This window comes from Streptomyces olindensis (genome assembly GCF_040645895.1).
Taxonomy (GTDB): Bacteria; Actinomycetota; Actinomycetes; order Streptomycetales; family Streptomycetaceae; genus Streptomyces; species Streptomyces olindensis.
Genome location: NZ_JBEYZD010000062.1, coordinates 17526 through 43119 on the forward strand (window position 1 = coordinate 17526; position 25594 = coordinate 43119).

Below are 25594 nucleotides of genomic sequence, written 5' to 3' on the forward strand. Positions count from 1 at the left end.
GCCTAGCGCCTGGTGAGGCGCCTGGCGTTTTCCAGGTGGGCGGCCAGTTGCTTCTGTATGCGCCCGGTCGCCTCGTCGAGCGCCTTGCGCGTGCGGCGGCCGCTGCCGTCGCCGGCCTCGAAGGGCTCGCCGAAGACGACGTCGACGCGCGAGCGCAGCGGAGGCAGCCCCTTTATCAACCGTCCGGGCCGGTCGGAACTTCCCAGCACGGCGACCGGCACGATCGGGGCACCGCTGCGCACCGCGAAGTACGCGAGCCCCGCGCGCAGCGAGGCGAAGTCGCCCTCGCCCCGCGTGCCCTCCGGGAAGATGCCGAGCACGCCGCCGTTGTCCAGGACGCCGAGCGCCCGGGTGATCGCCGTGCGGTCGGTGGTGTCGCGGTCCACCTTCAGCTGGCCGATGCCGGTCAGGAACGGGTCGAGCGGGCCGACGAACGCCTCCTTCTTGATCAGGAAGTGCGTCGGCCGGGGCGCCACGCCCATGACCATCGGCCCGTCGATGTTGTGGGAGTGGTTGACCGCGAGGATCACCGGCCCGGTCGTGGGCACCCGCCAGGCGCCGAGCACCCGCGGCTTCCACAGCCCGTACATCAGGCCGACGCCGATGCGCCGCCCGACCTCGGCGCCCCGTGTCGAAGGCAGCTCGGTCACTTCCCGGCCCGCTTCTCCTCGACGAGGGTGACGACGCACTCGATGACCTGGGCCAGGGTGAGCTCGGTGGTGTCCACCTCGACGGCGTCGTCCGCCTTGGCGAGCGGGGAGGTCTTGCGGCTGGAGTCGGCCGCGTCGCGCTTGATCAGGGCCTCGCGGGTGGAGTGCACGTCGGCGCCCTTCAGCTCACCGCTGCGGCGGGCGGCACGCGCCTCCGCGGAGGCGGTGAGGAAGATCTTCAGGTCGGCGTCCGGCAGCACGGTCGTGCCGATGTCCCGGCCCTCGACCACGACGCCGTCCTTCGCGGAGGCCGCGATCGAGCGCTGCAGCTCGGTGATCCGCGCGCGCACCTCGGGCACCGCGCTGACCGCGCTGACCTTGGAGGTGACCTCCTGGGTGCGGATCGGGCCGGCCACGTCAACGCCGTCGACGGTGATGGTGGGGGCCTGCGGGTCGGTGCCGGAGACGATCTCGGGCTTGCCGGCCGCGGCGGCGATCGCGGCGGGGTCGTCGATGTCGATGCCGTTGTTCACCATCCACCAGGTGATCGCCCGGTACTGGGCGCCGGTGTCCAGGTAGCTCAGCCCGAGCTGCGCCGCCACGGCCTTCGAGGTGCTCGACTTGCCCGTGCCGGAGGGGCCGTCGATGGCGACAATCACTGGCGTGGCGCTTTCCACAGTGGGGACCTTCCTGGACCGGGCTGGCGGGGGTGGGGGCGCGACTGCCCCGCACAAGGTTACTGGGTGCGCGTCACTCGTCCGGCACAGCGGGGATGAGCCACCCCCGGCCCCGCTCCGGCTACTGCCGGATCGCCCAGCCCCGCTCCCGCAGCGCGGCGGACAGCACCGGAGCCGCCTTCGGCTCCACCATCAGCTGCACCAGACCGGCCTGCTGCCCCGTCGCGTGCTCGATCCGCACGTCCTCGATGTTGACGCCCGCCATGCCCGCGTCCGCGAAGATCCGGGCCAGCTGTCCCGGCTGGTCGTCGATGAGCACGGCCACGACCTCGTAGGCCCGCGGCGCGGACCCGTGCTTGCCGGGGACGCGGACCTGCCCGGCGTTGCCGCGCCGCAGGACGTCCTCGATCCCGCCGGTGCCCTCACGGCGCTTGTGGTCGTCGGAGGACTGCAGCGCGCGCAGCGACCGCACGGTCTCCTCCAGGTCGGCGGCGACCTCCGTGAGCAGGTCGGCGACCGGCCCGGGGTTGGCGGAGAGGATGTCGATCCACATCCGGGGGTCGGAGGCGGCGATCCGGGTCACGTCCCGGATGCCCTGCCCGCACAGCCGTACGGCGGCCTCCTCGGCGTGCTCCAGGCGCGCGGCGACCAGGCTGGAGACCAGGTGGGGCATGTGGGAGACGAGGGCGACGGCCCGGTCGTGGGCGTCGGCGTCCATCACCACCGGCACGGCACGGCAGTGCGAGACCAGCTCCAGGGCGAGGTTCAGCACCTCGGTGTCGGTGTCCCGGGTCGGGGTGAGCACCCAGGGGCGGCCCTCGAACAGGTCGCCGGTCGCGGCGAGCGGGCCGGACTTCTCGCGGCCCGACATGGGGTGCGTGCCGATGTAGGCCGCGAGGTCGAGCCCGCGTTCCTCCAGCTCGCGGCGCGGTCCGCCCTTGACGCTGGCGACGTCGAGGTAGCCGCGCGCCAGGCCGCGGCTCATGGCGTCGGCGAGCACGTCGGCCACGTGCGCGGGCGGGGCGGCGACGATCGCCAGGTCGACGGGCCCGTCCGGCGTCTCGTCCGTGCCGGCGCCGAGCGCGGCCGCCGTACGGGCCTGCTCGGGGTCGGGGTCGGCGAGGTGCACCGTGACGCCCCGCTGGGACAGGGCGAGGGCGGCGGACGTGCCGATCAGCCCGGTGCCGATGACGAGTGCGGTCCTCACTGGGCGATGTCCTTGCGCAGGGCGCCCGCGGCGCCGAGGTAGACGTGGGCGATGTCGGCGCGGGGCCGGTCGGACTCGATGTGTGCGAGGACCCGGACGACGCGCGGCATGGCGCCCTCGATGTCGAGCTCCTGGGCGCAGATCAGCGGGACGTCGACGATGCCGAGCTTGCGCGCGGCGGCGGCCGGGAAGTCGCTGTGCAGGTCGGGCGTGGCCGTGAACCAGATGCTGATCAGGTCGTCGGCGGTGAGGTCGTTGCGCTCCAGGATGGCCGTGAGCAGCGCTCCGACCTGCTCGTCCATGTGTCCGGCCTCGTCCCGTTCGAGTTGGACGGCCCCCCGGACCGCTCGTACCGCCACGGCGCTGCTCCTCGCTGACGTGCCTTCGCTCTGGGTGTCAAGCCTAGTCAGCCCGCGCGGACCGGGTGCGCGGCGCCCGCCGGGTGAGACGCCGGGGTTGCTTCTCCTGGAGCGACTTCGGTGCCAGGATGCAGCTATTTCCGATTTATCCGTCTTCGGCATCCTCGGAGTGACGACATGACCCCCAGCACGACACGCCGCACGGTCCTCATCGCGACGGGCGCGACGGGCGCGGCGGCGCTCGTCGCGGCCTGCGGCTCAGGTGGTGACGACAACGGCTCCGCGTCGACGGGCACCCCCACCGACCAGGGAACCACCGGCACCGGGACGGCCCGCGGCGGCAAGGAGCTGGCCTCCATCGACGAGATCCCGGTCGGCGGCGGCAAGATCTTCAAGGACGACGAGGTCGTGGTGACCCAGCCGGAGCAGGGACGGTTCAAGGCGTTCTCGGCGATCTGCACCCACCAGCGCTGCACGGTGGGCTCCGTCTCCGACGGCACGATCAACTGCCCCTGTCACGGCAGCCGGTTCCGCGTCGCCGACGGCTCGGTCGCGGGCGGCCCGGCGACCCGGCCGCTGCCCGCCGAGCAGATCACCGTGGAGGGAAATTCGGTGCGGCTGGCCTGAGGGTTCCGCGTACGCTCCCGGGCATGCAGCCCGAGACCCTGGTACGCGACCACACGATCTACGCCTGTGTGATGGGGTCGCGCGCCTTCGGGCTGGCGACGGACGGCAGCGACACCGACCGCCGGGGCGTGTTCCTGGCCCCCACACCCCTGTTCTGGCGCTTCGACAAGCCGCCGACGCACGTGGAGGGGCCCGGCGAGGAGCGGTTCAGCTGGGAGCTGGAGCGGTTCTGCGAGCTGGCCCTGCGCGCCAATCCGAACATCCTGGAGTGCCTGCACTCCCCGCTCGTGGAGTACGCCGACGACACCGGCCACGAGCTTCTCGCCCTGCGGGGGGCGTTCCTGTCCCGGCGGGTCCACGAGACGTTCACGCGGTACTCGCGCAGCCAGCGCCGCAAGCTGGAGGCCGACGTCCGCACCCACGGCGCCCCTCGCTGGAAGCACGCGATGCACCTGCTGCGCCTGCTCATCAGCGCCCGGGACCTGCTGCGCACGGGCGCCCTCACGGTCGACGTCGGCGAGCACCGGGAGTCGCTGCTCGCGGTGAAGCGCGGCGAGGTGCCCTGGTCCGAGGTGGCGTCCCGGATGGCCCGCCTGGAGCGGGAGGCCGACGCGGCCGCCGACCGCAGCCCGCTCCCGGCGGAACCGGACCGGCGGCGCGTGGAGGACTTCCTCATCCGCGCCCGCCGGGCCTCGGCCCAGTAACGGCACGCACCGGGCGTCAGGAGTCCCAGAGCGCCCCGAGGGTCAGCAGGTCGCTCCGGTACTCGATGCGGTCGGCCCAGTCGCTCGGCCAGACCTCCGCGCCCAGGTGGGCACCGGCGAAGGCCCCGGCCAGGCAGGCGATCGAGTCCGAGTCACCGGCGGTGCACGCGGCGCGCCGCAGGGCCGTCACGGGCTCCTCCGGGAAGAGCAGGAAGCACAGCAGCCCGGTCGCCATGGCCTCCTCGGCGATCCAGCCCTCGCCGGTGGCCAGGCACGGGTCGGCCTCGGGCGAGACGGTGCCCACGGCGTGCTGGAGGCGGTCGAGGATCTCCAGGCACTCGTCCCAGCCGCGCGCGATGAACTGCTCGGGGCTCGGGTCCTGGGCGCGGCGCCACAGGTCGCCGAGCCAGCGCTCGTGGTAGTGGCTGCGGTTCTCCAGGGCGTACGACCGGAGCATCCCGACCAGCGCGGCCGGCTCGGCGCCCTGCGCGAGCAGCCGTACGGCGTGCGCGGTGAGGTCGGAGGCCGCCAGGCCCGTCGGATGCCCGTGGGTCAGGCCCGCCTGCAACTGGGCGGCGCCCGCCCGCTGTTCGTCGCTCAGGCCGGGCACCAGGCCCAGGGGCGCGACGCGCATGTTGGCACCGCAGCCCTTGGAATTGATCTGGCTGGCGTCCTGCCAGGGCCGGGCCTCGTCCTTCAGGAGCGAGCAGGCCCTCAGGCAGGTCCCGCCGGGGGCGCGGTTGTTCTCCGGCGACTGGTACCAGTCCAGGAACTCCTCACGCAGGGTCCGGGCGAGCCCGGACGGGGTGAGCAGCCCCCGGTCCATCGCCGAACGCACCGCCCGCCCCACCGCCAGCGTCATCTGCGTGTCGTCCGAGACGTAGGCGTGCCTCGGCAGCGGCAGCTCCCGCCAGGGCCCGTGCTTGGCGAGGATCGTCGGCACGTCGTCGAACTCGGTCGGATACCCCAGCGCGTCCCCGAGGGCGAGCCCCGTGAGTGCTCCGGTGGCGGCTTGCTTGTGAACGAGCGTGGTCATGTGGGGCGTCCTTCCCGGGGCGGCCGGAGGAGAGGCGGATGGAGGGTGGTTGCGGTACCGGCGCGGTAGAGCGCGGCGGGCTTGCCCCGGCCGCCGGTCAGCCGCGCGGCGCCGGGGGCGGGTTCGACGAAGCCCGGCGTGGCGAGCACCTTGCGCCGGAAGTTGGGCCGGTCGAGTTCGGTGCCCCACACGGTCTCGTAGACCCGCTGGAGCTCCCCGAGGGTGAACTCGGGCGGGCAGAACGCGGTGGCGAGGCAGGTGTACTCGAGCTTGGCGCCGACGCGGTCGTGGGCGTCGGCCAGGATGCGGTCGTGATCGAAGGCGAGCGGCCCCGCCGTGCCGTGGGGCACCCAGTCGGCCCGTGCGGCGTCGCTGCCGCCGTGCGCCTCGGGGGCGTCGGGCAGCAGCGCGGTGAAGGCGACCGACACGACCCGCATCCGGGGGTCGCGGCCGGGCTCGCTGTACGTCCGCAGCTGCTCCAGATGCAGCCCCGAGACGTCCGACAGGCCGGTCTCCTCGGCGAGTTCACGCCGCGCGGCCGTCTCCGCGGACTCGTCCGGCCGGACGAACCCGCCGGGCAGGGCCCGGTGTCCGGCGTACGGCTCCTGCCCGCGCTCGACGAGCAGCACGTGCAGGGCGCCGTCGCGGACGGTGAAGACGGCGAGGTCGACCGTGACGGCGAAGGGTTCATGGGCGTGCTTGTCGTAGCCGTCCATGACCTGCACCCCCTTTAATAGTCACCGCGACTATAAAAGGGGGTGCGTGTCACTCACAAGTTCTAGAGGTCGACTTCCTGCATCAGCATCCCGACCTCCGTGTTGGACAGCCGGCGCAGCCAGCCGGACTTCTGGTCGCCGAGGGTGATCGGGCCGAAGGCGACCCGCACCAGCTTGTCGACCGGGAAGCCGGCCGCGGCCAGCATGCGGCGCACGATGTGCTTGCGGCCCTCGTGGAGGGTGACCTCGACGAGGTAGTTCTTGCCGGTCTGCTCGACGACCCGGAAGTGGTCCGCGCGGGCGTAGCCGTCCTCCAGCTGGATGCCGTCCTTCAGCTGCTTGCCCAGGTCGCGCGGGATGGGGCCGACGATGTGCGCGAGGTAGGTCTTCTTCACGCCGTACTTCGGGTGGGTCAGGCGGTGCGCCAGCTCGCCGTGGTTGGTGAGCAGGATGACGCCCTCGGTCTCGGTGTCGAGCCGGCCGACGTGGAAGAGGCGCGTCTCACGGTTGGTGACGTAGTCCCCGAGGCACTGCCGGCCCTCGGGGTCCTCCATCGTCGAGACGACACCGGCGGGCTTGTTCAGCGAGAAGAACTGGTAGCGCTGGGTGGCGACGGTCAGACCGTCGACCTTGATCTCGTCCTTCTCCGGGTCGACCCGCCTGCCCTGCTCCAGGACGATCTCGCCGTTGACCTCGACCCTGGCCTCCTCGATCAGCTCCTCGCAGGCGCGCCGGGAGCCGAAGCCGGCCCGGGCGAGGACCTTCTGCAGCCGCTCGCCCTCCTGCTCGGCGCCGGGGAAGGTCTTCGGGAGCTTGACCTCCTTCTTCCCGGCGTACCGGTCGCGGTTGCGCTCCTCGATCTGCGCCTCGTACTCACGCGGGCGCGCAGGGGCGCTACGCCCCTGCTTCTGGGGCTGCTTGGGTCCGCCCTTGGCGCCGCCACGCGCGGCGCCCCCGCGCCCTGCCTTGGGGCCGTCCTTCGTCGCCCCGGGGCCCACGTCGTAGCGGCGCTCCTCGGGGCGGGGCTTGCGGGGGCGGCCCTGCCCCTGCTTCTGGTCCCTGTTGTTGCCGGCGCCGCGGTGGTTACCGCGCCCGCCGCTCTTGCCGCTGCCGCTGCTTCGCATCAAAGTTCCGTCTGGTCGTCTTCGTCGTCGGTCCCCGGGCTCACCGGGCGGCCCGGCGCGTCGTCGTCGGGCGCGTCCGGGTCGAACGACGGTACGCCCTCCTGGGTCTCGGCCTCGATCGCCTCCGCCTCCGGGAGGAAGGGCGCGAGCTCCGGGAGCTCGTCCAGACCGCGCAGGCCCATCCGCTCCAGGAAGTAGTTCGTCGTCCTGTACAGGATCGCACCTGTTTCGGGTTCCGTGCCCGCCTCCTCTATCAGGCCGCGCTGCAGGAGGGTGCGCATGACGCCGTCGCAGTTCACTCCGCGCACCGCCGAGACGCGGCTGCGGCTGACGGGTTGCCGGTAGGCGACGACCGCCAGGGTCTCCAGGGCGGCCTGGGTGAGGCGGGCCTGCTGGCCGTCCAGCACGAAGCGCTCGACGGCGGGCGCGTACGCGGCGCGGGTGTAGAAGCGCCAGCCGTTCGCGACGAACCGCAGTTCGAAGCCGCGGCCCTGGACGGTGTACTCGTCGGCCAGCTCGCGCAGGGCGTCCGCGATCTGCCGCTTCGGCCGCTCCAGTATCTTCGCGAGGTGCTCCTCGGTCGCGGGCTCGTCGACGACCATGAGGACGGCTTCGAGGGCGGGCTTGAGGTCGAGAGCGGCGACGTCGCGCAGCCCGGCCGGGACCTCGGTGGTTTCCTGGCTCACGCCTTCTTCTCCTCCTTCGGCGGTTCGGGCGGCCGGTCGAACTCGTCGGTGACGGTCGGTGTCTCGTCCCCGTCCCCGCCGGTCCACCGCACGAGCAGCTCCCCGAGCGCGGCCTCCTGCTCCAGCGCGACGGCCTTCTCGCGGTACAGCTCCAGCAGCGCGAGGAACCTCGCCACGACGGTCAAGGTGTCGTCGGTGTCCGCCACGAGCGCCCGGAAGCTGGCCTCGCCGAGCTCCCTGAGCCGGGCGACGACGATCTGCGCCTGCTCCTGCACGCTGACCAGGGGGGCGTGGATGTGGTCGACGTAGACCTGCGGCTTGGGCTTCGGCTGCATCGCCTTCACGGCGAGCCTGGCGAACCCTTCCGCCCCGATGCTGATGACGACCTCGGGCAGCAGTTCGGCGTGTTCCGGTTCGAGGCCGACGGTACGGGGGTAGCGCCGGGCCTCGTCGTCGAGCCGCCCGCTGAAGATGTCGGCGATCTGCTTGTACGCGCGGTACTGGAGCAGCCGCGCGAACAGCAGGTCCCGGGCCTCCAGCAGTGCCAGGTCGGCCTCGTCCTCCACCTCGGCGGCGGGCAGCAGCCGGGCCGCCTTCAGATCGAGCAGGGTGGCCGCGACCACGAGGAACTCGGTCGTCTCGTCGAGGTCCCAGTCCGGCCCCATGGCCCGGATGTGCGCCATGAACTCGTCGGTCACCTTGGACAGCGCGACCTCGGTGACGTCCAGCTTGTGCCGTGAGATCAACTGCAGCAGCAGATCGAAGGGCCCCTCGAAGTTGGCGAGCCGGACCTTGAAGACCCCGTCGTCGCCGTCGGCACCTCCGACCGAGGGCTCGGCGGCGTCCCCCGGCCCGCTCCGCCCCAGCGGGTTCGGCGCTCCGCCGGCCGCGCCGGCTCCGCCCGGACCCGGCGGAGGAACAGCCGTGGCTCCCGCGTCCGGGCCGAGGACCCCGGCGTCGACCCCGGGGGTGGCGGCGTAACCCTGGCGCGGGGCCCCGGTCCCGACGGACTCGACGGCCGGAGCGGCGGCCCCGGCCGCAGCGACCGTCCCAGGGGCGAAGTGCCCACGTCCTGCCGCCGCACGGCCGACCTGGGGCCCGGCCCCGGACGTGTCGCCCGCCTCGCTCGGCGACTCGGCAGCCCCGACGCCGGCCGACGGCCCGCCCGACGACGGCCCACCCGATTCGCGGGCGTCCGCAGGCAGCACCTCAAGTCCGGCGGCGTCCGCAGGCAGCGCCTCAAGCCGGACAGTCTCAGCGGGGAGCGCCTCAGGCCCGGCCGTGTCCGCGGACAGATCCTCAGGCCCGGCCGTGTCCGCCGACAGCGCGTCAGGCGTGACCGCGCCCGTCGGGGGCACATCCGGCTCCGCCGCAACCGTCGGCTCCACCGGCGGAGCCACCCGTGGAGCCCCCGGCCCACGCCCCAGCGCACGCCGGCGGCCGGGCGGGCCGCCGGGGGGAGGTGGGGAAGCGTTCGAGGTCATGGCCCCCGCAGGCTACCGCTACCGCCCGCGCAGTCGGCGTACGAGGATGCTGGCGTCCCCGCGGGTCTCCAGGTCGGCCAGGACCACGGCGACCGCCTCACGGACGATGCGCCCGCGGTCGACGGCCAGGCCGTGCTCGCCGCGGAGCACGAGACGGGCGTGCTCCAGGTCCATGAGCTCCTCGGCCGAGACGTACACCGTGATCTTCTCGTCGTGCCGCTCACGGCCGCTGGGACGGCGCGCGGCCGCCCGCCCGCGCTTGCGCGGTGCCGCCGCGGCGGCAGAACCTTCCTGCGCCGCCTGCCGACGCCCGGCACCGGAACGCTCGGCGGCCGCGGAACGGCTGCGGGACTCCCCGGCCTCGGCCGGCTCCGCGTCGGCCGCGACGTGCTCCGCGCCCTCGCCGTCACCGCCCTGCGCGGGCACCGACTGCGGCGCGTCCTCCGCGGCCGCTGCCGCCGCCGCGTCGCCCTCGCCCGCCGGTGCGGGCACCCGGGCGTCGCCGTTGGCCTGGCGCCTGGGCGTGGACGACTGCAGCCCCATCCCCCCAGTCGTACGGAAGAGTTCGTCGGCCCCCGGCAGACTCACTCGGCGTGACACCGGGCGAGCACCTCCCTGGCGAGCTGGCGGTAGGCGGCGGCACCGACGGAGTTGGAGGCGTACGTGGTGATCGGCTCACCGGCGACCGTGGTCTCCGGGAAGCGGACCGTGCGCCCGATGACCGTGTGGTAGACGTGGTCGTCGAACGCCTCGACGACACGCGCGAGCACCTCACGGCTGTGCACCGTGCGCGAGTCGTACATCGTGGCGAGGATTCCGTCGAGCTCCAGCTCCGGGTTGAGCCGTTCCTGGACCTTCTCGATGGTCTCGGTCAGCAGGGCCACACCACGGAGGGCGAAGAACTCGCACTCCAGCGGCACGATCACCTTGTGCGCGGCCGTCAGGGCGTTCACCGTGAGCAGGCCGAGCGAGGGCTGGCAGTCGATGACGATGAAGTCGTAGTCGGGCAGCAGCGGCTTCAGGGCGCGCTGCAGCGTCGACTCGCGGGCGACCTCGGAGACGAGCTGGACCTCCGCAGCCGACAGGTCGATGTTGCTGGGCAGCAGGTCCATGTTGGGGACCGCCGTCTTCAGCAGCACCTCGTCGGCCGCCATCCCCCGCTCCATGAGCAGGTTGTAGACGGTGAGGTCCAGTTCCATCGGGTTGACGCCGAGACCGACCGACAGCGCGCCCTGCGGGTCGAAGTCCACGAGCAGGACCCGGCGTCCGTACTCCGCGAGCGCGGCACCCAGGTTGATGGTCGACGTGGTCTTGCCGACGCCGCCCTTCTGGTTGCACATCGCGATGATCTTCGCGGGTCCGTGGTCGGTCAGTGGGCCCGGGATCGGGAAGTACGGCAGCGGACGCCCGGTCGGGCCGATGCGCTCCCGGCGCTGTCTGGCAGCGTCGGGAGCGAGCGTGGCCGCGTACTCGGGGTCGGGCTCGTACTCCGCGTCGGGGTCGTAGAAGTGCCCCTCGGGCAGTTCGTCGTAGTCGGCGAAGTGGTTGTGGGGCGCGCCACTTCCGTCGCCGGCCATGGCGTTCACGTGATGGCCATCCATCTTCTGGTGTGCTGTGTGAGTCGCCTGCTGACTCTGGTGGGCTGCGAAGGTGCGCACAGCGACGGAGCCGACAGCCTCGAACCCCGCGGAGCCCTGGCCCCGTGCAGGCATTCCTGGTTGACCACCCCCGGGAGTAAATGTCGACTCATTCACAAGTCGTCTTACCTCCTTGGTGACCAGGAAACTTCTAGACAGGTCAGCGTGGCACCATGCCGACGGTTGGCGACTCTATGGCGTGTCGGGCGTCCGCAGCAACACAATCCGCCGGACCCGGCCCGATGTGTCGGCAATGAAACATCCCGCTGTCAAGGGCGTACGGCCGTCGCACGGCAGGTTTCACCGGTGTGCGAATCGGTTGAAGGGTTACGTTCGAGGCGAGTTGCTCGAGAATCGCGAAGTGACCATACACACATCCGGCCGGACCTTGTCGGGCAAGGTCCGGCCGGGTGCGCGGCGTTGACGAGCCGTGTTGACGTATCGCCTTTGCCGTGGGGTTACTTAGCCGACTTACCGGCTGCCACCGCGTCGGGGCGGGGCTCAGCCGAGCAGCGAGGACAGCTCCACGTGCTCCACGCCGTGCGCCTCGGCGACCTCGCGGTAAACGACCTTGCCGTCATGGGTGTTGAGGCCCTTGGCCAGCGCCGGGTCGCGGCGCAGCGCGCCCGCCCAGCCGTGGTCGGCCAGTTCGACGATGTACGGCAGCGTGGCGTTGGTCAGCGCGTAGGTGGAGGTGTTGGGGACCGCGCCGGGCATGTTGGCGACGCAGTAGAAGACCGAGTTGTGGACCTGGAAGGTCGGCTCGGCGTGAGTGGTCGGACGGGAGTCCTCGAAGCAGCCGCCCTGGTCGATCGCGATGTCGACAAGGACACTTCCCGGCTTCATCCGGGAGACGAGCTCGTTGGTGACAAGCTTCGGGGCCTTGGCGCCGGGGACCAGGACGGCGCCGATGACCAGGTCGGCCTCCAGGCAGGCCTTCTCCAGCTCCAGGGCGTTGGAGACGACGGTCTGGATCTTCGTACCGAAGATCTTGTCCGCCTCGCGGAGCTTGTTCACGTCCTTGTCGAGCAGGGTCACGTGGAAGCCCAGGCCGATGGCGATCTGCGCCGCCTGCCAGCCGGAGACACCGCCGCCGATGACGACCGCCCGGCCGGCCGGCACGCCGGGGACACCGCCGGGGAGCACGCCCCGGCCGCCGTTGGCGCGCATCAGGTGGTAGGCGCCGACCTGCGGGGCCAGCCGGCCGGCGACCTCGGACATCGGGGCCAGCAGCGGCAGCGCGCGGCTGGGCAGCTCGACCGTCTCGTAGGCGATCGCCGTGGTGCCGGACTCCAGCAGGGCGTCCGTGCACTCCTTGGAGGCGGCCAGGTGCAGGTAGGTGAAGAGCGTCTGGTCCTTGCGGAGGCGGTGGTACTCCTCGGCGATGGGCTCCTTGACCTTCAGCAGCAGGTCGGCGGTGGCCCACACCTCGTCGGCGGTGTCCAGGATCCGGGCACCGGCGGCGACGTACTCCTCGTCCGTGATCGAGGAGCCGACGCCGGCGCCGCGCTCGACGACGACCTGGTGGCCGTGGCGCACCAGCTCGTGCACACCGGCAGGGGTGATGGCCACCCGGAACTCGTTGTTCTTGACCTCGCGGGGAATGCCGACCTTCACGTCGATCACGGTCCTTGGCTCAGAGGGTATGGGGGGTATTTCTTAGACATACCCGGGCACGCACGGGCACACCGGGAGAGACCGCAGGAGAACGTGCGGCAGAGCCAGTCTAATGAAGGTGTTCCCGCTGTCTAGCCTTTCATTACATCAATCTTCAGCCGATGCGGTACGGATTTCGCAGGCGTCCGGTTCCGTTTGAAGGTTTGAGTCGTCGAGGAGCCGCTCGGCGGCACCCCGGTGCAGCCCGGCCGAGGCGGGGTCGCCGAGGTGTTCGAGGGTGTCGGCGACCCGCAGGTGCAGCGCGGCCTGCAAGCGCGTGTCCTCGGCCCGTCGCGCCCACTCCACGGCCTCCCGGCAGGTGCGCAGCGACTCCTCGGGCCGGCCCGCGTACTCCTGGACCCGCGCCAGCTCGCTCAACGCCCGCGCCTGGGCGGCCACGTCGCCGCATCGCCGGTGCCCGGAGATCGCCGAGCGCCAGTTGCGCAGGGCCTCGCCGTAGCGGCCGGCGTAGGTGTGGGCGGCGGCGATCCGCCCGTACAGCCGGGCGGCGTCGGCCCGCTCGCCCCGGGCGAGCCGCTCGGTCAGGGCCCGGCCGAACCAGTCGGCGGCCCGGTCGAAGTCGCCGAGCTCCAGGTGCGCGCCGCCTACGGATTCCATCGCGCGGCCGGTCGCATACGGGTCGTTCACCTCGCGCCCGGCGTCCAGCGCGGCCCGGTAGCGCGTCAGGGCGTCGGCCGTGCGGCCGGTGCGGGCGTCGAGGTCGCCGAGGTTCAGCAGCGCGGCGGCCCGCTCCCGGGGCAGGTCGCGGCGCTCGGCGATGTCGAGGACCAGGCTGTGGATGTCGTACAGGTCGGGCGCCGCCGCCTGGGTGCCGATGTGGGCCACCATGGCCCGCACCAGCTGGGACATCAGCCGCCGGGCCAGGGTGTCCAGCTCCCCGTCGGCGACGGCGAGCCGGGCCGAGGCCAGCAGGGCGGGCCGGGTCAGGCGCAGCCAGTCGGCCGCCGCCCGGGGGGTGGGGAAGCGCAGAGCGCGCGGCATGTCGAGGAGTTTCTGACGCGCCTCGGGGCTGTCGGTCTCGGTGATCGCGCGGCATGCCTGGAGCAGCCGTACGGTCCGCTCCAGCATGCGGGCGCGGGCCAGCTGGAGCTCCGCCGGGCGCTCGTGGTGGCGGGCGAAGGCGCGGAGCAGAGGGTGCAGGCAGCCGGGCACCTCGTACTGCGGCAGCGGCGCGTCCACGGCGTGCAGGAAGCCGAGGGCGACCAGGTCGTCGAGGGTGGTGCGGGCGGTGCCGACCGAGCAGCCGGCGAGTGCGGAGGCGGTCTGCGGGTCGACCAGTCCGGCCGGGGCGAGGGAGAGCAGGCGCAGCATCCGGGCGGCGGAGGCGGGCAGGCCGGCGTGGGCGAGGCGGAAGACCCGGGTGAGTGCCGTCCCCTCGGGTTCTTCGGCGCGCAGCTGCTTGGCGAGGTCGGAGACGGCCGCCTTGGGGCGGGCGGCGAGCCAGCCGCCGGCCAGCATCAGTGCGGCCGGCTGGCCCTGGCACTCCTCGGCGAGGCCCTCGGCGGCCCGGGGATCGACGGTGATGCGCACCGAACCGGTGTGCCGGGACAGCAGCTCCACGCCGGACTTGGCGTCCAGGCCGCCCAGGGTGCAGGGGCGGACGTCCGAGATCCCGGTCAGCGGGCCCTCGGAGACCGCGACGACCAGGCAGTCCGGGGCATCGGGCAGCAGGGCGTCGACCTGCTCGGCGTCGGCCGCGTCGTCCAGCAGGAGCAGGGCCCGGCGGTCGGCGAGGGCGGTGCGCAGGGCGTCGGTGAGGTCGTCCTCGGCGGCCCCGGCCGGGGCCTCCTCGTCCAGGGCGGTGAGCAGGTCGCGGGCGGCGCGCTCGACGGGGACGGGGGTGCCGTCGGGGTCGGTGAGGCGGGCGCGCAGCACGCCGTCCGGGTAACGGTCCGCGACCTGCCGCACGAGTTCCTCCGCGAGTGCGGAGCGGCCCGAGCCGGGCCGGCCGGCGATGAGCAGGACCCGCGCGCGGGGTGCTTTGCGGCCCGCCAGCGTGTCCAGTCCGGCGCGCTCGATGTCGGCGCGCAGTTCCTTCAACTCCCGTGTGCGGCCAAGGAACCGGTTCTCCACGGCAGCGCGTCCGGTCAGCCGCGCGTCGCCTGTCTCCACGACCTGATCCGTCACGGGCCACACTCCCGTCCCACCGCACCTGCGAGCCCGCCGGGACTCCGGTTCGGGCGTGTTGCAGAGCCTAGTTCACGCTCTGCAACGTTCCGGGTGGAGCGCGGCGGGCGGGACGAGCGTTCGCCCGATCGGATCAACAGATCGTAGGACCGCAGGCTTCAAGGTCGTGTCCCAGAGGGGGCACGGGGCTGTGCCTGATGGCGGCTCCGCAGCGCGGGCGCGACCGGCCACGGCGGCTCCGCAGCGCGGGCGCGACCGGCCACGGCGGCGCCGCACCGGCCCGACGACCACCGCGGCACCCACCTACCCCCCGGCCGAGCGGCTACGCCTCGAAGGGACGCGCCGGCCAGGGAGCCTGCGCCGGGCGCAGCGCGTCCAGACCGTCACCGGCCCGCGCGGCGACCAGCGACAGGACGCCCACGACGAGGCAGTTGTTGTGCAGCTCCCCCACCAGTACGCCCCGGACCAGCTCCTCGACCGGCACCCGGTCGAGCTCCATGTCGGCCTCTTCCTCCTCGACCGCGAAGCGCTCGCCCTCCGCCTCGGACAGATCACGCGCGAGGAAGATCCGGACCGCCTCGTCACAGCCGCCGGGGGTGGTGTACACGTCGGTCAGCACCCGCCAGTCCTCGGCCTTGACGTGCGCCTCCTCGTACAGCTCGCGCTGCGCGGCGTGCAGCGGGTTCTCGCCGGGCACGTCGAGCAGTCCGGCCGGGATCTCCCACAGCTTGTGGCGCACGGGGTGGCGGTACTGGCGCAGGACCAGGACGCGGTCGGCCTCGTCGAGGGCGAGGACGGCCACGGAGCCGGGGTGGACCTGGTAGTCGCGGCGCACCACGGTGCCGTCGGGCATGACCACGTCGTCGGTACGCACGGAGGTCTTGTTGCCCACGAAGGGGGTCTCCGTCGCCCGGACGTCCCACTCCTCCGGGGTGTCCTTGATCGTCATGCCTGTCCTTCCACTGCTCTGCACGACCTGCCGAAAAAAACCGGGGTGCACACCCTTTGAAGGGATGCACCCCGGCCACCGTACAACTGGTGTGTTACTTCGAAGTCTTCCGCTCGACCGCGGCCTTGACGAGCCCGGCGAACAGCGGGTGCGGACGCGTCGGGCGCGAGCGCAGCTCCGGGTGCGCCTGGGTCGCGACCAGGTACGGGTGGACGTCGCGCGGGTACTCGACGTACTCGACGAGCTTGCCGTCCGGCGAGGTGCCGGAGAACAGGATGCCCGCCCTCTTCTCCAGCTCGGCGCGGTAGGCGTTGTTCACCTCGTAGCGGTGACGGTGGCGCTCCTCGACGTACTCCTTGCCGTCGTACACCTCGCGCACGATCGAACCCTCGGCCAGCTTCGCCGGGTACATGCCGAGCCGCATGGTGCCGCCCATGTCACCCTCACCGGCGACGATGTCGAGCTGCTCGGCCATCGTGGAGATGACCGGGTGGGCGGTCGCCGGGTCGAACTCGGTGGAGTTGGCGTCGGAGATGTCGGCGAGGTGGCGCGCGGCCTCGATCACGATGCACTGCAGGCCGAGGCAGAGGCCGAGCAGCGGGATCTTGTTCTCGCGGGCGTACTTGATCGCGCCGACCTTGCCGAGCACACCGCGGTCGCCGAAGCCGCCGGGGATGCAGATCCCGTCGACGTCCTCAAGCTGCGCCTTGGCGCCCGCCGGGGTCTTGCAGTCGTCGGAGGTGACCCACTTGATCTTCACGCGGGCGCGGTTGGCGAAGCCGCCGGCGCGCAGCGCCTCGGTGACCGACAGGTAGGCGTCGGGCAGGTCGATGTACTTGCCGACCAGCGCGAGGGTGATCTCGTGGTCGGGGTTGTGGACGCGGTCGAGCAGGTCGTCCCAGGTCGTCCAGTCCACGTCGCGGAACGGCAGGTCCAGCTTGCGGACGACGTAGGCGTCCAGGCCCTCGCCGTGCACGGTCTTGGGGATGTCGTAGATCGAGCGGGCGTCGGGGCAGGCCACGACGGCGGCCTCGTCGACGTCGCACATCAGCGAGATCTTCCGCTTGATCGCGGTGGGCACCTCGCGGTCGCAGCGCAGCACGATCGCGTCCGGCTGGATACCGATGTTGCGCAGGGCCGCAACCGAGTGCTGGGTGGGCTTCGTCTTCAGCTCACCCGAGGGGCCGATGTACGGCAGGAGCGAGATATGGACGACGAAGACGTTGTCACGGCCGACCTCGTGCCGGACCTGGCGGACGGTCTCCAGGAACGGCAGCGACTCGATGTCGCCGACCGTGCCGCCGACCTCGGTGATCACGACGTCGACCTCGTCCGTCGCCATGCGGCGGATGCGGTGCTTGATCTCGTTGGTGATGTGCGGGATGACCTGCACGGTGTCGCCCAGGTACTCGCCGCGCCGCTCCTTGGCGATCACGGTGTTGTAGACCTGGCCGGTGGTGACGTTCGCGGAGCCGTCGAGGTCGCGGTCGAGGAACCGCTCGTAGTGGCCGATGTCCAGGTCGGTCTCGGCGCCGTCGTTGGTGACGAACACCTCACCGTGCTGGAAGGGGTTCATCGTGCCCGGGTCGACGTTGAGGTACGGGTCGAGCTTCTGCATCACGACGCGCAGACCGCGGGCCTTGAGCAGCATGCCGAGGCTGGAGGCCGTCAGGCCCTTGCCCAGCGAGGAGGCGACACCCCCGGTGACGAAGATGTGCTTGGTCGTCGAATTACGAAAAGCGGCGGGCGGCATGGCCAAGACGGGGCTCCCGTGGTCGCGGTCTGGGGGTGCGGTGCGGCTGCCCGCCGGAAAACTCCGGGGTGCCGTCGCTGCGGTTCGGGGGTTCCCTGTCGGGAAGGGGCCCACCGGTCCACGGGCTACCAGCGTATCAGCGCCGCGGGAGGATGGCTTCCGGCCACGCTCCGCGCACGCGCCGACACGGAGGCGAGCGTCGTCACCGGTCTCTCACCCGTTGCTCACTCGTTCGGCGTACTCACCTTGCCCGGAGCGGCACACACATCATCTGCGTGCGTCGTATCCTGCTCGGACACTCGCTGCCGAGCCCGCCCGGCCCAACGGCACCACCCACCGCCCGTGAGTCCCGGAACAACGTGAGCTCGTCAGTTCGTTGAGCAACAATTGGCGCTTTGCATGACGGCTGAGTGACCTGTTTTGCTTCACCGCTCAACGACGCATTGCAAGACTTGCCGAAAACCCCCCTTGACCGCACTAGCGACAGCCCCCTCGTGGGGTGACGTGGCCGTTCGACTGGAGTTGCACGTGGCCGGGCGCATCGAAGACTACGCACTCATCGGAGACATGCAGACCGCTGCCCTGGTCTGCCGGGACGGGACAGTCGACTGGCTGTGCCTGCCCCGCTTCGACTCGCACGCCATCTTCGCCGGCCTGCTGGGCAACGAGGAGCACGGCTTCTGGCGGCTCGGCCCCGCGTACGCCTCCGACCAGGAGCCGCCCCGGGCCGTCCGGCGCAGCTACCGCGGCGACTCGCTGATCCTGGAGTCCGAGTGGGACACCCAGCGGGGCACGGTCCGGGTGACCGACTTCATGCCGCCGCGTGACGGCGCCCCGCAGCTGATCCGGATCGTGGAGGGCGTCTCTGGCCGCGTGCCGATGCGCTCGGCGCTGCGGATGCGGTTCTCCTACGGGCGGGTGGTGCCGTGGGTGCACAAGCACGACGGGCGCACGGTGGCGGTGGCGGGCCCGGACTCCGTGTGGTTCGACACATCGGCCGAGACCTACGGCAAGTCGCTCACGACGTACGCGGACTTCACGGTCGCCCCCGGTGACCGGATCGCGTTCACGATCTCCTGGCAGCCCTCGCACAAGGAGCCGCCGCCGCTGCCCGAGCCGGAGCAGTCGCTGGAGGCGACGGAGGACTTCTGGCGCGAGTGGGTCGACCACTGCACGTACCACGGCCCCTACCGCGAGGCCGTGATCCGCTCGCTGATCACACTGAAGGCCCTGACGTACGCCCCGACCGGCGGCATCGTCGCCGCGCCGACCACCTCCCTGCCGGAGGACATCGGCGGCGTCCGCAACTGGGACTACCGCTACACGTGGCTGCGCGACGCGGCGATCACCCTGTCCTCGCTGCTGCGCACCGGCTACCGCGAGGAGGCCCGCGCCTGGCGCGAGTGGCTGCTGCGCGCGGTGGCCGGCGACCCGGAGAACCTGCAGATCATGTACGGCATCGCCGGCGAGCGCGAGCTCGGCGAGGCGGAGCTGGACTGGCTCCCGGGCTACGAGGGCTCCACCCCGGTCCGGGTCGGCAACGGCGCGGCGCACCAGCTCCAGCTGGACGTCTACGGCGAGGTCACCGAGGCCCTGCACCTGGCCCACATGACGGGCCTCGCGCGCAACGACTACGCCTCGCTGCTCCAGCTCAAGCTGATCCGCTACCTGGAGGACCACTGGCAGGACCCGGACGAGGGCATCTGGGAGGTGCGCGGCCCGCGCCGCCACTTCGTGCACTCCAAGGTCATGGCCTGGGTCGCCGTCGACCGCACGATCAAGCTGATCGAGTCCGGCGACGCCGACGGCCCGCTGGAGCGCTGGAAGGAACTGCGCGACGACATCCACCGGGACGTGTGCGAGAAGGGCTACGACAAGGAGCGCAACACCTTCACGCAGTCGTACGGCTCGAAGGAGCTGGACGCCTCCCTGCTGCTGATCCCGCAGATGGGCTTCCTGCCGCCGGACGACAAGCGGGTCATCGGCACGATCGAGGCGATCCAGCGGGAGCTGTCCACGCCGGACGGCTTCATCCTGCGCTACCCGACCTCGGGCGGCCACGAGGGCGTCGACGGCCTGCCCGGTGACGAGGGCGCGTTCCTCGCCTGCTCGTTCTGGATGGCCGACGACCTGGCGATGATCGGCCGCGTGGACGAGGCCCGCAAGCTGTTCGAGAAGCTGCTGTCCCTGCGCAACGACCTGGGCCTGCTGGCCGAGGAGTGGGACCCGCGGCTGCAGCGCCAGGTGGGCAACTTCCCGCAGGCGTTCAGCCACGTGCCGCTCATCGACACGGCGCTGCGTCTGACCGCCTCCGGCGCCTACGGCGGCTGACCGGGGCCGGTGGCCCTCCTCCCGGGCGTCACCGCGGCCTGAGGGCCGTGAGCGTGCGCTCCCCCGCCGGGTCGCCCGCCGTGGCCGGGACGAGGGCGATCTCGTCGAGACCGGCCTCGGCGTAGGCGTCGATGCGGGCGCGGACGGTGGCCGCGTCGCCGACGAGGGCGACCGTGCCCGCGGCCTTGGGCGGCAGGGCCCGCAGCAGCGTGTCCGGGTCGGCGCCCTTGGCGGCCAGCTCGACGACCTCGGCGAACCCGGCGTCGACGAACATGTCGCTGTAGCCCGGCACGGTGAGGTAGCCGACGACGCTGCGCAGGATCTGCCGGAGCGTCTCGGGCTCGGGGTCCACGGCTGCGGGCAGCCAGGCGGCCAGCCGCGGCGGCGTACGGCCTGCCCGCTCGGCGGCCGCGAGCATCCGCGCCCGCAGCAGGCGGACCTGCTCCGGCGAGACGATGTCGAGCAGCATCCGGTCGGCGTGCGCGACGGCCGTGGCGACCGCGCGCTCGCCGAAGGCCGCCACGGTGAGCATCCCCCCGGGCGGCGACAGCCGGCGCGGGAAGCCGCTGCCGGGCACGACCGGCTCGCCCGGCACGCTGTCCATGAGCGCGCGCACCGTCGCGGCCGACTCCTCCAGGGTCGCGGCGGGCCGGGTGCGCGGCCGGCCGTGCACGCCCTCGACGACCCGCTTGCTGGAGGTGCCCAGGGCCACGCCGACGGGCCGGCCGGTGACGGCCGCGGTGGAGGCGGCGCCCCGGACGACGGTGAGCGGGTCGCGCACCGACACGGGCACGGGCCCGGCCGTCAGCGTGGCCTGCCGCGTGGCCGCGCCGATCGCCGTCGCCAGGACGAACGAGTCCCACGTCGGACCCTCGCCCGCCCACACCTCCCGGTAGCCGAGCCGGTCGGCGAGCACCGCGACCCGCAGTGGCTCCTCGACCGGACTGTCGTCCTCCCGCCCCACGGCGACCACGCTGATGTCCATGACGGCGCCCGTACCCGGTCGATCACGCGGTAATCCCGGGGCGTGATCGTTCCCTGGTGGCCGCGGAGATGTCCGGGAGGCACCCGCGCGGGTAGCGTCCGGCACATGGACAGCGGGACGGACAGCGCGTACGACACGCAGGGCGCCGGGATCACCGTGCAGCGGGCGCTGGAGCTGCCGGGGCTGCGCAGCGGGCTGCCCGAGGTGCTGGCGGGGGCCGACCGGCTCGGGCGGACCGTGCGCTGGGTGCACGCCGGCGAGGTGCCGCACATCGCCTCACTGCTCAAGGGCGGTGAACTGCTGCTGACCACGGGCTACGGCCTCGGTGCCCGCCCGGCCGAGCAGCGGGCGTTCGTGCGCACGCTGGCCGAGCGCGGCATCGCCGCCCTGGTCGTGGAGCTCGGCCCGCGCTTCGCCCGGCTGCCCGCGGCCCTCGTCGACACGGCACGTTCGTCCGGGCTGCCGCTCGTCCAATTGCACCGCGAGGTGCCGTTCGTCACCGTCACGGAGGAGATCCACACCGAGATCGTCAACGGCCACTACGCGCTGCTCCAGCGGGCCGAGGAGGTGGACCGGCGGTGCACCCGGGCCGTGCTGGGCGGCGGCGGGGTGCCCCAGGTGCTCGGCATCCTGGCCGACTTCGGCGGCAACCCGGTCTTCCTGGAGACGGCGGACGGACAGTTGCTGTACGCCGCCGGGGCCGGTCCCGAGGGCGCGGACCCGCTCCAGGTGTGGGAGGGGCTGCGCGGGCAGCACCGGGACGAGCCGCCGCTCGCCGGTTCGGTCCTCGTGGACGTGCCGGGTGGCGGGCCCGGCAGCGGGGGCGTCCGCGCGCGTCTGGTCCTGCTGCCCGTGCGGACTCCCCTGGCGCCGGTGCACCGGATGGCGGCCGAGCGGGCCGCGGGCATCCTGGCCGTGGTGCTGATGCAGGCGCGGCAGGAGGAGGAACTGGCGGCCCGCGGCCGCGGCGACTTCCTGACGGACCTCGCCGAGGGCCGGGTCACGGCTCAGGACGCCCCGGCGCAGGCGCGCGTGCTGGGCTTCCGGCCGGGCGAGGGGCCGCTGTTGCCGGTGGTCATGCGGCTGGGGGACGCCCTGGCGCCGGGGGGAGGCTGGGCCGTGCTCGCCCGGGCGGTCTCGGAGGAACTGGCGGCGGTGGGCGTGCCGGTGCTGCTCGGGGTGCGGCCGGTGGAGGGCCGGGTGCCGGTGCTGCTCGGGCTGCGCTCGGAGTCGGAGCGGGCGACGGTCGCGGACCGGGTGGCGGCGGCGCTGCGGGCCGGTGTGGAGCGGGCCGGGATGCTGCGGCCGGGCGGGCCGCCACCCGTGGTGGTCGTAGGGGTGGCGGGCGGCTGGACGGCGGCGGCCTCGGGGCTGCGGCACGCCGCCGAGACGGCCACGGCGGCCCAGGGCCTGCCGGACCGGCCCTGGTACGACGCCCGCCGGCTGGACATCGACCTGCTGCTGTGGCGGCTGCGCGACCACCCGGACCTGGCCGCCTTCGTCGACCGGGCGCTCGGCCCGCTGCTGGACCACGACCGCCGTTCCAGGCCGCCGCTGCTGCCCACCCTGACGACCTACCTCGCCCACGCGGGGCGCAAGGCGGAGACGGCCCGGGAGCTGCACCTCAACCGGCAGACCCTGTACAACCGGCTGGCGCGCATCGGGGAGCTGCTGGGCACGGACCTCGACGATCCGCAGACGGTACTGGCCCTGAGCCTGGCGCTGCGGGCCCGCAGGCACGTCCCCTAGCTACGCGAGGGGCCGGGGCTGGGTCAACTCGTCGTAGACGCTGAGGACCTGGGCGACCGTCTCGTCCTCGGTCGGCCAGCTCGCCGCCTGCCGGGCGCCCTTGTCCTTGAGCAGTTCCCGGCGGGCGGGGTCGCCGAGCAGGCGCACGACGGAGTCGGCGAGGGCCTTCGCGTCCCCGTACGGCACGAGTTCGGCGGCGTCGCCGACGAGTTCGGGGATGCCGCCGACGCCGGTGGCGACGAGCGGCACGCGCGCGTGGAGGGCCTCCTGGGCGAGGACGGAGCGCGCCTCCCAGCGGCTGGGCAGCAGCGCGAGGTCGGCGGCGGCGAGCAGGTCGCTGATGTCGTCGCGCCGCCCGATGAGCCGGACCGGCAGCCCCTCCTCCTCGATCCGCCCCTGGAGTTCGCCGCGCAGTGGCCCCTCGCCCGCGATCACGACCAGGGGAACCGGGTCGAGGCGGCGCCAGGCCCGCGCGGCGTCCAGCAGCACGTCGTACCCGCGATGGTGCTCCAGGGAGCCGACGGCCATCAGCAACGGGCGTCCGATGGCGCCGAGTTCGGCGCGCACCTTGGGGCGCAGCCGGTCGGGGTCGTCGGGCTCCACGGGCCGGCGGGGGCCGGGCAGCGCGACGGCGGCGAGCCGCGCGTCCCGCGCGCCCGTCCGCCGGGCCCGGTCCACGAGCGCCGAGGTGGTGCCCAGCACGACGGTGGCGGTCTTCACGACCCGCCGCTCCAGCACCTTCAGCAGGTGGGCACGCGCACCGTCGGCGTGCGCCCGGTCGTGCCACGTCACGACCAGCGGGGTCCGCACGCGCCGCCCGCTGAGGGCGAGCACGGTACGGAAGCTGGCGTGCAGCCCGTGCGCGTGCACCAGATCGGCGTCGGCACAGGCCGCCCGCAGGGCCGCCACCGACACCGGGTCGCTGCTGCGCGGCACGTGCACGTGGTCGGCCCCGACCCCGCTGAAGTCATAGGCGCGATCCGCCTCGAAGGGGGCGCACACCGTGACCTTCACGCCCCTCGCGACGAGCCCCGCGGCCAGCGAGCGCACATGCGCACTGCTGGCGGCATTGCCCCCGCCCAGCACCTGAACGGTGCGCAGCGGGGACTGGCCAGGCGGTGAGTGGCTGCTCACGGGGGTCACGTGGCCGGGCTCCTGGTTCGGGTCGGGCGGTCACGGCGCGGTTTCCCACGGCGTACTCCGCCAAGGATGCCAGGACATACGGGGGTTCCGGGAACGCCGGAACCCCGGCGGCGCGACCGTGGGGCGCGGCATCGGGGGAATGCGCCGGGCCGCGTCACCCACACGAGTGAAGTCGGGCGACCCGCCCGGCCTGGTCCACCCTCCGGCTACATGTCCGCCCGGGCCGTCGCCAGCAGCTCCTCGGCATGCGCCCGGGCCGTCTCCGAGTCCTCCTGGCCGGCGAGCATCCGGGACAGCTCCCGCACCCGCTCCTCCCCTTCCAGGACCTTGACGCCGGAGCGGGTCACGGACCCGTCGTTGGTCTTCTCGACCAGCAGCTGCCGGTCGGCGAAGGCGGCCACCTGCGGCAGATGCGTCACGACCACGACCTGCGCGGTCTTCGCCAGGCGTGCGAGGCGCCGGCCGATCTCGACCGCCGCCTTGCCGCCGACCCCGGCGTCGACCTCGTCGAAGAGGTACGTCGGCACCGGGTCCGTCCCCGCGAACACGACCTCCACGGCCAGCATCACGCGGGACAGCTCACCGCCGGAGGCGCCCTTGGCGATCGGCCGGGGCGGCGCGCCCGGGTGCGGTGCGAGCAGCAGTTCGACCTCGTCGGCTCCGGCGGGCCCGTAGGCCACGGGCCGCCCGCCGACCTCGACGCCCTCGGGGTCCTCGGTCTGCCGGATGTCGAAGGACACGCGCGCGTGCGGCATGGCCAGGGAGGCCAGCTCGGCGGTCACGGCGGCGGCGAACCGCTCGGCGGCCTCGGTCCGCGCGTCCGTCAACGCCTGGGCGAGCCCGCCCAGTTCGGCGCGGAGCGCGTCCCGCTCGGCGGTCAGCTCCCCGATCCGCTCGTCGTCGCCGTCGAGTTCGGTCAGCCGGGCGGCGCCGTTCTCCGCCCAGGCCAGTACGGCGGCGATGTCCTCGCCGTACTTGCGGGTCAGCCCGGTGAGCGCGGCCCGCCGCTCCTCGACGGCCGCCAGCCGCAGCGGATCGGCGTCCAGGTCGTCGGCGTACCCGGCGAGGTCACCGGCCGCGTCGCGCAGCAGGATCCCGATCTCCCCGATGCGGTCGGCGAGCGCGGCGAGCGCCGGGTCGTGCGACCGTACGGCGTCCAGGGCGCGCTGGGCGCCCGCGATAAGCGTGCCGGCGTCGACTCCCTCGGGGTCCTCCGGATTGCCCGCGAGCGCGGCGTGAGCGGCCGCCGCGGCGGACGCCAGGGCCTCGGCGTGCCCGAGCCGCTCGGCCTCTTCGGCCAGCTCCACGTCCTCGCCGGCCCGGGGCTCGACGGCGGCGATCTCGTCGAGCCCGTAGCGCAGCATGTCGGCCTCCTGGGCCCGTTCCCGCGCGCGCGTGGTGATCTCGTCGAGCTCGGCGGAGACGGCCCGCAGCCGCTTGTACGCCTCGCCGTACTTGGCCAGCGGCACGGCGACCGCGTCGCCCGCGTACCGGTCGAGCGCCTGCCGCTGCCGGGACAGCTTGAGCAGCCCCTGCTGGTCGGTCTGCCCGTGCACGGCCACCAGCTCGTCGGCGAGCTCGGCCAGTACGCCCACGGGCACGCTGCGTCCGCCCAGGTGCGCCCGGGAGCGCCCCTCGGCCGAAACGGTACGGCTGATCAGCAGGGCACCGTCGTCGAGCTCGGCCCCGGCCTCCTCGGCGCGCACGGCGACCGTGGCGTCCTCGGGCACGGTGATACGCCCCTCGACGACGGCCTTCCCGGCCCCGATCCGCACGAGCGCCGGGTCGGCCCGCCCGCCCAGCAGCAACCCCAGGCTGGTGACCACCATGGTCTTGCCCGCACCCGTCTCACCGGTGACCGCGGTGAACCCCGGCGACAGCTCGACGACAGCGTCGTCGATCACACCGAGCGACCGTATCCGCATCTCCTCCAACACGGACACGACCTTACGAGGTCCGGGCCGAGGATTGCG

General features: G+C 73.1%; 22 protein-coding genes. 4 read left to right on the forward strand and 18 right to left on the reverse strand.

What is annotated here, in order from left to right; all coding sequences use genetic code 11:
- Positions 1-2: 2 nt before the first annotated feature.
- From ABZ948_RS30960 to aroH, 4 genes are all read right to left on the reverse strand, one after another.
- Positions 3-650, reverse strand: a complete 648-nt coding sequence (locus ABZ948_RS30960) for a lysophospholipid acyltransferase family protein (protein WP_359765070.1) — start codon at positions 648-650, stop codon at positions 3-5.
- On the reverse strand, positions 647-1309 hold the full coding sequence (cmk, locus tag ABZ948_RS30965; protein WP_389625649.1) for a (d)CMP kinase: 663 nt from the start codon (positions 1307-1309) through the stop codon (positions 647-649). Before cmk ends, ABZ948_RS30960 begins: the two co-directional genes overlap by 4 nt.
- 139 nt (positions 1310-1448) lie before the next feature.
- Positions 1449-2534, reverse strand: a complete 1086-nt coding sequence (locus ABZ948_RS30970; protein WP_359765073.1) for a prephenate dehydrogenase — start codon at positions 2532-2534, stop codon at positions 1449-1451.
- Complete coding sequence (aroH, locus tag ABZ948_RS30975; RefSeq protein ID WP_190052225.1) at positions 2531-2893, reverse strand: chorismate mutase; 363 nt, start codon at positions 2891-2893, stop codon at positions 2531-2533. The genes ABZ948_RS30970 and aroH overlap by 4 nt, the downstream gene beginning before the upstream one ends.
- A gap of 177 nt (positions 2894-3070) precedes the next feature.
- Here aroH and ABZ948_RS30980 point away from each other — a divergent pair, with 177 nt between their 5' ends.
- Together ABZ948_RS30980 and ABZ948_RS30985 are read left to right on the forward strand one after the other, a co-directional pair.
- Positions 3071-3520 carry a Rieske (2Fe-2S) protein gene (locus tag ABZ948_RS30980; RefSeq protein WP_359765076.1) on the forward strand — a complete coding sequence of 150 codons (450 nt, stop codon included), beginning with the start codon at positions 3071-3073 and terminating at the stop codon, positions 3518-3520.
- Positions 3521-3543: 23 nt separating this feature from the next.
- On the forward strand, positions 3544-4224 hold the full coding sequence (locus tag ABZ948_RS30985) for a nucleotidyltransferase domain-containing protein (RefSeq protein ID WP_359765078.1): 681 nt from the start codon (positions 3544-3546) through the stop codon (positions 4222-4224).
- A 16-nt stretch (positions 4225-4240) separates the two neighbouring features.
- Here the strand turns inward: ABZ948_RS30985 and ABZ948_RS30990 are convergent, their stop codons facing one another.
- The 11 genes from ABZ948_RS30990 to pyrG form a co-directional block, all read right to left on the reverse strand.
- On the reverse strand, positions 4241-5260 hold the full coding sequence (locus ABZ948_RS30990; RefSeq protein WP_359765080.1) for an ADP-ribosylglycohydrolase family protein: 1020 nt from the start codon (positions 5258-5260) through the stop codon (positions 4241-4243).
- Positions 5257-5976, reverse strand: coding sequence for an NUDIX hydrolase (locus ABZ948_RS30995; protein ID WP_359765082.1), 720 nt, complete (start codon positions 5974-5976; stop codon positions 5257-5259). The genes ABZ948_RS30990 and ABZ948_RS30995 overlap by 4 nt, the downstream gene beginning before the upstream one ends.
- A 62-nt stretch (positions 5977-6038) precedes the next feature.
- Positions 6039-7100 (reverse strand): pseudouridine synthase, encoded by a 1062-nt coding sequence (locus ABZ948_RS31000; RefSeq protein ID WP_359765084.1) that lies wholly within the window; start codon positions 7098-7100, stop codon positions 6039-6041.
- Positions 7100-7786 (reverse strand): SMC-Scp complex subunit ScpB, encoded by a 687-nt coding sequence (gene scpB / locus ABZ948_RS31005; RefSeq protein ID WP_359765086.1) that lies wholly within the window; start codon positions 7784-7786, stop codon positions 7100-7102. The genes ABZ948_RS31000 and scpB overlap by 1 nt, the downstream gene beginning before the upstream one ends.
- Positions 7783-8994, reverse strand: coding sequence for a segregation and condensation protein A (locus tag ABZ948_RS31010; protein WP_359765088.1), 1212 nt, complete (start codon positions 8992-8994; stop codon positions 7783-7785). The genes scpB and ABZ948_RS31010 overlap by 4 nt, the downstream gene beginning before the upstream one ends.
- 294 nt (positions 8995-9288) lie before the next feature.
- The gene (locus ABZ948_RS31015) at positions 9289-9870 is read right to left on the reverse strand and encodes a hypothetical protein (RefSeq protein WP_359765090.1); all 582 of its coding nucleotides are present in this window, start codon (positions 9868-9870) and stop codon (positions 9289-9291) included.
- Positions 9855-10982, reverse strand: a complete 1128-nt coding sequence (locus ABZ948_RS31020; protein WP_359765091.1) for a ParA family protein — start codon at positions 10980-10982, stop codon at positions 9855-9857. Before ABZ948_RS31020 ends, ABZ948_RS31015 begins: the two co-directional genes overlap by 16 nt.
- A gap of 426 nt (positions 10983-11408) precedes the next feature.
- The gene (gene ald, locus ABZ948_RS31025) at positions 11409-12533 is read right to left on the reverse strand and encodes an alanine dehydrogenase (RefSeq protein WP_351342972.1); all 1125 of its coding nucleotides are present in this window, start codon (positions 12531-12533) and stop codon (positions 11409-11411) included.
- Between the two features lie 138 nt (positions 12534-12671).
- On the reverse strand, positions 12672-14711 hold the full coding sequence (locus ABZ948_RS31030; RefSeq protein WP_359765094.1) for a tetratricopeptide repeat protein: 2040 nt from the start codon (positions 14709-14711) through the stop codon (positions 12672-12674).
- A gap of 322 nt (positions 14712-15033) precedes the next feature.
- The gene (locus ABZ948_RS31035; protein ID WP_359765096.1) at positions 15034-15660 is read right to left on the reverse strand and encodes an NUDIX domain-containing protein; all 627 of its coding nucleotides are present in this window, start codon (positions 15658-15660) and stop codon (positions 15034-15036) included.
- A 94-nt stretch (positions 15661-15754) separates the two neighbouring features.
- Complete coding sequence (gene pyrG / locus ABZ948_RS31040) at positions 15755-17413, reverse strand: CTP synthase (RefSeq protein WP_359765119.1); 1659 nt, start codon at positions 17411-17413, stop codon at positions 15755-15757.
- Positions 17414-17941: 528 nt separating this feature from the next.
- On the opposite strand from pyrG, the gene ABZ948_RS31045 reads away from it, so the two are divergent.
- Complete coding sequence (locus tag ABZ948_RS31045; RefSeq protein WP_359765121.1) at positions 17942-19744, forward strand: glycoside hydrolase family 15 protein; 1803 nt, start codon at positions 17942-17944, stop codon at positions 19742-19744.
- A 28-nt stretch (positions 19745-19772) separates the two neighbouring features.
- Here the strand turns inward: ABZ948_RS31045 and ABZ948_RS31050 are convergent, their stop codons facing one another.
- On the reverse strand, positions 19773-20729 hold the full coding sequence (locus ABZ948_RS31050; RefSeq protein ID WP_359765098.1) for an LLM class F420-dependent oxidoreductase: 957 nt from the start codon (positions 20727-20729) through the stop codon (positions 19773-19775).
- A 105-nt stretch (positions 20730-20834) separates the two neighbouring features.
- Here ABZ948_RS31050 and ABZ948_RS31055 point away from each other — a divergent pair, with 105 nt between their 5' ends.
- A complete protein-coding gene (locus ABZ948_RS31055) occupies positions 20835-22478 on the forward strand; it encodes a PucR family transcriptional regulator (RefSeq protein WP_359765100.1) in 1644 nt (547 codons plus the stop codon).
- Here ABZ948_RS31055 and ABZ948_RS31060 read toward each other — a convergent pair whose 3' ends face one another.
- On the reverse strand, positions 22479-23621 hold the full coding sequence (locus ABZ948_RS31060) for a glycosyltransferase family 4 protein (RefSeq protein WP_359765102.1): 1143 nt from the start codon (positions 23619-23621) through the stop codon (positions 22479-22481).
- A gap of 206 nt (positions 23622-23827) precedes the next feature.
- Positions 23828-25546, reverse strand: a complete 1719-nt coding sequence (gene recN, locus ABZ948_RS31065) for a DNA repair protein RecN (protein WP_359765123.1) — start codon at positions 25544-25546, stop codon at positions 23828-23830.
- Between the last annotated feature and the right edge of the window lie 48 nt (positions 25547-25594).

Excerpts from the sequence above, each read along its gene's own strand:
- ABZ948_RS30980 (WP_359765076.1), top strand. The coding sequence starts at position 3,071 with ATGACCCCCAGCACGACACGCCGCACGGTCCTCATCGCGACGGGCGCG.
- ABZ948_RS30985 (WP_359765078.1), top strand. The coding sequence starts at position 3,544 with ATGCAGCCCGAGACCCTGGTACGCGACCACACGATCTACGCCTGTGTG.
- ABZ948_RS30990 (WP_359765080.1), bottom strand. The coding sequence starts at position 5,260 with ATGACCACGCTCGTTCACAAGCAAGCCGCCACCGGAGCACTCACGGGG.
- ABZ948_RS30995 (WP_359765082.1), bottom strand. The coding sequence starts at position 5,976 with ATGGACGGCTACGACAAGCACGCCCATGAACCCTTCGCCGTCACGGTC.
- ABZ948_RS31000 (WP_359765084.1), bottom strand. The coding sequence starts at position 7,100 with ATGCGAAGCAGCGGCAGCGGCAAGAGCGGCGGGCGCGGTAACCACCGC.
- ABZ948_RS31020 (WP_359765091.1), bottom strand. The coding sequence starts at position 10,982 with ATGCCTGCACGGGGCCAGGGCTCCGCGGGGTTCGAGGCTGTCGGCTCC.
- ABZ948_RS31035 (WP_359765096.1), bottom strand. The coding sequence starts at position 15,660 with ATGACGATCAAGGACACCCCGGAGGAGTGGGACGTCCGGGCGACGGAG.
- pyrG (WP_359765119.1), bottom strand. The coding sequence starts at position 17,413 with ATGCCGCCCGCCGCTTTTCGTAATTCGACGACCAAGCACATCTTCGTC.
- ABZ948_RS31050 (WP_359765098.1), bottom strand. The coding sequence starts at position 20,729 with ATGGACATCAGCGTGGTCGCCGTGGGGCGGGAGGACGACAGTCCGGTC.
- ABZ948_RS31055 (WP_359765100.1), top strand. The coding sequence starts at position 20,835 with ATGGACAGCGGGACGGACAGCGCGTACGACACGCAGGGCGCCGGGATC.
- recN (WP_359765123.1), bottom strand. The coding sequence starts at position 25,546 with ATGCGGATACGGTCGCTCGGTGTGATCGACGACGCTGTCGTCGAGCTG.